This window comes from Actinosynnema sp. NPDC020468, assembly GCF_040642015.1.
GTDB lineage: Bacteria > Actinomycetota > Actinomycetes > Mycobacteriales > Pseudonocardiaceae > Actinosynnema.
Genome location: NZ_JBFAEO010000038.1, coordinates 82,712 through 87,387 on the forward strand (window position 1 = coordinate 82,712; position 4,676 = coordinate 87,387).

Genomic DNA, 4,676 nt, shown 5'->3' on the forward strand with positions numbered 1-4,676 from the left:
ACCCGCTGCCCCGATCCCGCTGCCCCGATCCTGCCGCCCGGAACCCAGCGCCCCGATCCCAGCGCCCCGAACCCGGCGCCCCGAACCCGGCGCCCCGAACCCGGCGCCCCGAACCCGGCGCCCCGAACCCGCCGCCCGGAACCTGCCGGGCCGAACCTGCCGGGCCGAACCTGCCGGGCCGAACCGATTGGGCCGAACCGATTGGGCCGGACTCACCTGCTGTGCTTTGCGCGCTTCCCTTGAGCACGCGGCATCTTTGCCCCACCTTTGAACAAGGGGATCGTTGAACAATCCTACCCGTCCACAATCCCGCCATTCAACGATCACCCACCGCCCGCTCAGCCCCCGATTGCGTCGCCCATTCACCGCCGTCTGTTGCGCGTCGGACGCACTGCCCGCCGAGCCTGCCGGTCGGGCCTCGGCGACTTGCGCCACCTGGTCCCGCCGCCCTGACTTGTCTTGGGTGCAACGCCCTGTTCCGGCAAGCCCGTCCTGTCGGCCGGCGCGGGGTGAGGGGATTGTGGGGTTGTGGGTGGTGGGGATTGTTCAACGATTCTCTTGTGGGGTCAGGGGGACAGGGAACGGGCCGGCGCCTTGGGAGAGGCGCCGGCCCGGTCGGGTGGTGGTGGGATCGGGTGGGGTCAGGTGGTGAAGAGGACGTCCACCCAGTAGTTGTTGCCCGCCGACGAGGTGTTCGGGAAGCCGGCGCCGGTGTTGAAGACGCCGTTGGCGGCTTCCGCCGAGTGGGCGGGGGCGGTCAGGGGACCGGTGGTGATGGTGGTGTTGTCCGCGAAGAACGACGTGTCCAGGGCGTAGTGGCCGTTCGGGGCGAAGTAGGACACCACGTACGTCGAGCCCGCCGTCACCGCCAGGGGCGAGGTGAAGGTCAGCGTTTGCCAACCCCCGGCCGACTCGGCGCCGAAGGTCCCGGTCGCCAGCAGACCACCCGTGGACGACCACACCGAACCCGTGTGCTGACCGGTGTTGCCCGGGCCCTTGTAGAAGCGGACGCCCGTCACGGACCCGTTCGTCGTGGGCTTGAACCGCATCCCCAGCTCGTACCCGCCGCCCTCGGCCACCGCCGGCGTCCCCGGCACCGACGCCTGGCTGAAGACCGAGCACGGGCACGCCGCCGCGCCCGTCGTGAACGACCACGTCACCGGTGCCGCCATCAGGTTCCCGCCGGCGTCCGCCGCCTTCACGCTCGCCGTGTACCGGGTCCCCGGCGCGAGCGGCGCGGACGGGGTCCACACCACGGTCTGCTGGTCCGACGACCGGGTCACCGCGCCCGCCAGGGCCGTGCCGCGCGGACCGGTCACCACGACCTCGCTGTAGCCGAGGTCGACCGGCTCGTCGAACGACGCGGTCACCGGTGCCGACGGGTCGACGGCGGTCGCGTCGGTCAGCGGGGTGTGGCCGGTGGTCACCGGGGCGGTGGTGTCGCTGCTGGGCTGGTAGTCCACGTCCACCCAGTAGTTGTTGCCCTGGTAGCTCAACGTCGGGAACCCGCCGCCCGGCATGAACACGCCGTTCGGGGTGTCCTCGCTGTTGCGCGCCGCCAACAACGGCGGCGAGTCGGCCGCGGTCCGCTGGAAGTACTCGTGGTCGATCGCGTAGTGCCCGTTCGGCGCGGTGTAGGACGCCACGTACGTCGCACCCGGTGTCACCACCACGGGTTTGGCGAACGTCAGCGTCTGCCACCCCGACCCGGTTTCACCGGTGAACGTGCCGGTCGCCAACCGCACGCCGGCGGCCGACCACAGCGACCCGGTGTGGGTGCCCGTGTTGTCCGAGCTCTTGTAGAACTTCACCGCCGTCACCGTGCCGCTGGTGTTGGCCTTGAAGCGGACACCCAGCTCGTACAACCCGGTGTCCTCGGCCGAGGTCACCGACGGCTCGGTCGCCTTGCTGAACAACGAGCACGGGCACGCCGCCACCGTCGAGGTGGTGAACGACCACGTCGCCGCCGAGGGCATCGCGTTGCCGTTCACGTCCGCCAGCAGCACGCTCGCGGTGTACCTCGTCCGCGGTTTCAACGCCCCGTTCGGCGTCCACGTCACGGTTTTCTGGTCGCCGGACATGCTCACCGAGCCGGCCAGCTTCGCGCCACCCGGGTCGGTCAGCCAGATCTGGGTGGACGCCGGGTCGACCGGTTCGCTGAACACCAGCGACAACGGCGTGTTCACCCCGATGTTCGTCGCGTCCACCGCCGGCGTGCGCGCGTTGAGCGTCGGCGGCGTGGTGTCGCCGTTCAACCCGTTGCGGTACACGACGTCGACCCAGTAGTTCGAGCCGTTGTAGGACGACGACGGGAACCCGCCGCCCGCGCCGTACTTGAACACGCCGTTCGCGCCGTCGACGCCGTTGGCCAGCGCCCTGGTCGCGCCGTAGGTCGCGCCCTGCGCCAGGAAGTACCGCTGCGTCGCCGAGTAGTGCCCGTTCGGCGCGTAGTAGGAGACCACGTAGGTCGTGTTCGCCTGCACCGTCACCGGCGTGGTGAACAACAGCGTCTGCCACCCCGACGCGGTCTCGTTCGCGAACGTGCCGGACGCCAGCAGCAACCCGGTGGACGACCACAGCGCGCCGGTGTGCGTGCCGGTGTTCGAGACGCCCTTGAAGAACCGGACGCCGCGCACCTCGCCCTTGCCGTTGAACCGGACCTTCGTGCCCAGTTCCACCGGCTGGTTGTCCTGCGCGTCGGAGTCGTCCGGCGTGGCGAAGTCGTCCCACACCGTGCACGGGCAGGCCGCCGGCCGTTGCGCGCCGGTGGTGAACGTCCAGCTGTACTGGGCGGTTTCGTTGCCCGCCGCGTCCTTCACCTTGATCGACGCGGTGTAGGCGGTGCCGTAGGCGAGGTCCGCGTTCGGGGTGAACTGGGCCGTCATCCCGTTGCCGGTCAACGAGGACGCGCCGGGCACCGCCGCGCCGCCGGGTCCGGCCAGGGTGAACTGGAGCGAGGACGGGTTGAGCGGCTCGTCGTAGTACGCGCTCAGCGTCGGCCGCAGGCCCACGCTGGCCGAACCGGCCGCCGGGATGGTGGACGCGCGTTCCGGTGCCCGCGTGTCGGGTCCGGGATCGGGCGCCCACACCACGTCGACCCAGTAGTTCGTGTCCTGCGAGCTGGTGTCGGGGAACCCGGCGCCGCCGCGGAACACGCCGTTCTTGCCGTCGACGCCGGTTTGCAGGCCGGTCAGCGGTTCCAGGTACGCCGACGAGCGGCTGAAGTACTCCGTGTCGGCGGAGAAGTGCCCGGTGGGCGTCAGGTAGGACACCACGTAGGTCGTGCCCGCGTCGACCTTCACCGGCACCGGGAACAGCAGCGTCTGCCAGCCCGACGCGGTTTCGCCGGCGAACGTGCCGGTGGCCAGCCGGGCGCCGGCCGCCGACCACAGCGAGCCGGTGTGCGTGCCGGTGTTGTTGGGGCCCTTGTAGAACTTCACGCCGCGCACGTAGCCGTCGGTGTTGGCCCGCCACTTCACGCCGAGCTCGAGCGCGCTGGAGTCGGCGCTGTCGAGCACCTTCGGCACGTCGGTGGCGGTGAACAGGCTGCACGGGCACACCCGCGCGCTCACTCCGGGCGTCGAGGCCACCGGCGCGGACAGGTTCGCCGAGTCGTCCACCGCGCGCACCCGCAGCTGCGCCTGGCCGGACGCGGACGGCGTGTAGGTGTAGGTCCACGCGGTCTGGCCCGCCTGCCAGGTGGCGGGGTGCCAGCGCACGCCGCCGTCGGTGGACACCTCGACCCCGGTGACCACGCCGCCGAGGTCGTTCACCGCGCCGCCGAACGTGTACTGCTTGCCCACCACCGAACCCGTCGGCACCGAGGTGAACGTGGCGACCGGCGGCACCGTGTCCGTGCTCGCGGTCGTCTGCACCAGACCGGATTGCAACGTGCTCGCCTGCACGCCCATGTCGGCCAGGAAGTTGATCGTGGCCTGCTTGATCCGCACGTCCGAGGTGGGCGTGTTGGTCTGGAACGCGTGCTCGTCGTCGACGCCCCAGGCCCACTGCACGGTGCCCGCGCCGAAGACCAGCGCGCCGCTGGGCGCCTTGTAGTAGGTGATCGCGTGCGTCGCGGTGCCGGAACCGTAGACGTCGCCGTGGTTTTGCAGGATGTACTGGCCGTCCATGGTCACCGTGGTGCGGGACAGCTGGCCGACGCCCGCGGGCTGGTACCCGTTGTCCGGCACGGTGTTCCACTCGTAGCCCAGGGTTCCGGGCTGGAAGGTGTAGGGCGCCGCCGTGGCGGGCATCGTTTGCAGCGGTGTGCTCCGCCACAGCCGCATCTTCCCGTACGCGGACGGCACCTGGAGCGAGTCGTCGCGTCGGCCGTTGATGGAGAAGATGTTGCCCAGCAGGGCGTTCTCCGGCCGACCACCGTCCTGCGGCGGGCTGAGCCGCGGGTCGCGCCACGTGCCGGTCCAGTCGTTGAGGTCGTCGTTCTGGGTGCCCTTGGTCTCCTTGAAGGAGGCGATGGTGCGCCAGTCGGTCTGGGAGGAGTCGATGCTCTTCTCCCACCGGGTCTTCCAGAAGATCTCGTTGCCGGTGAGGAACGCGAGGTGGACGCCGGCGTCGCGCGCGGCCTCGACGTTCGCGCGCTGCTCGTTCGACCAGTACTCGTCGTGGCCGACCGCCATGAACACCTTGTGGTTCTTGATGAGCTGCCCGCGACGCGC

General features: G+C 70.5%; 1 protein-coding gene. It reads right to left on the minus strand.

Going from position 1 to position 4,676, the window contains the following annotated elements:
- Positions 1-641: 641 nt before the first annotated feature.
- Positions 642-4,676: DUF4082 domain-containing protein (locus AB0G50_RS25340; RefSeq protein ID WP_360112883.1), on the minus strand; the 4,035-nt coding region annotated here is incomplete at its 5' end.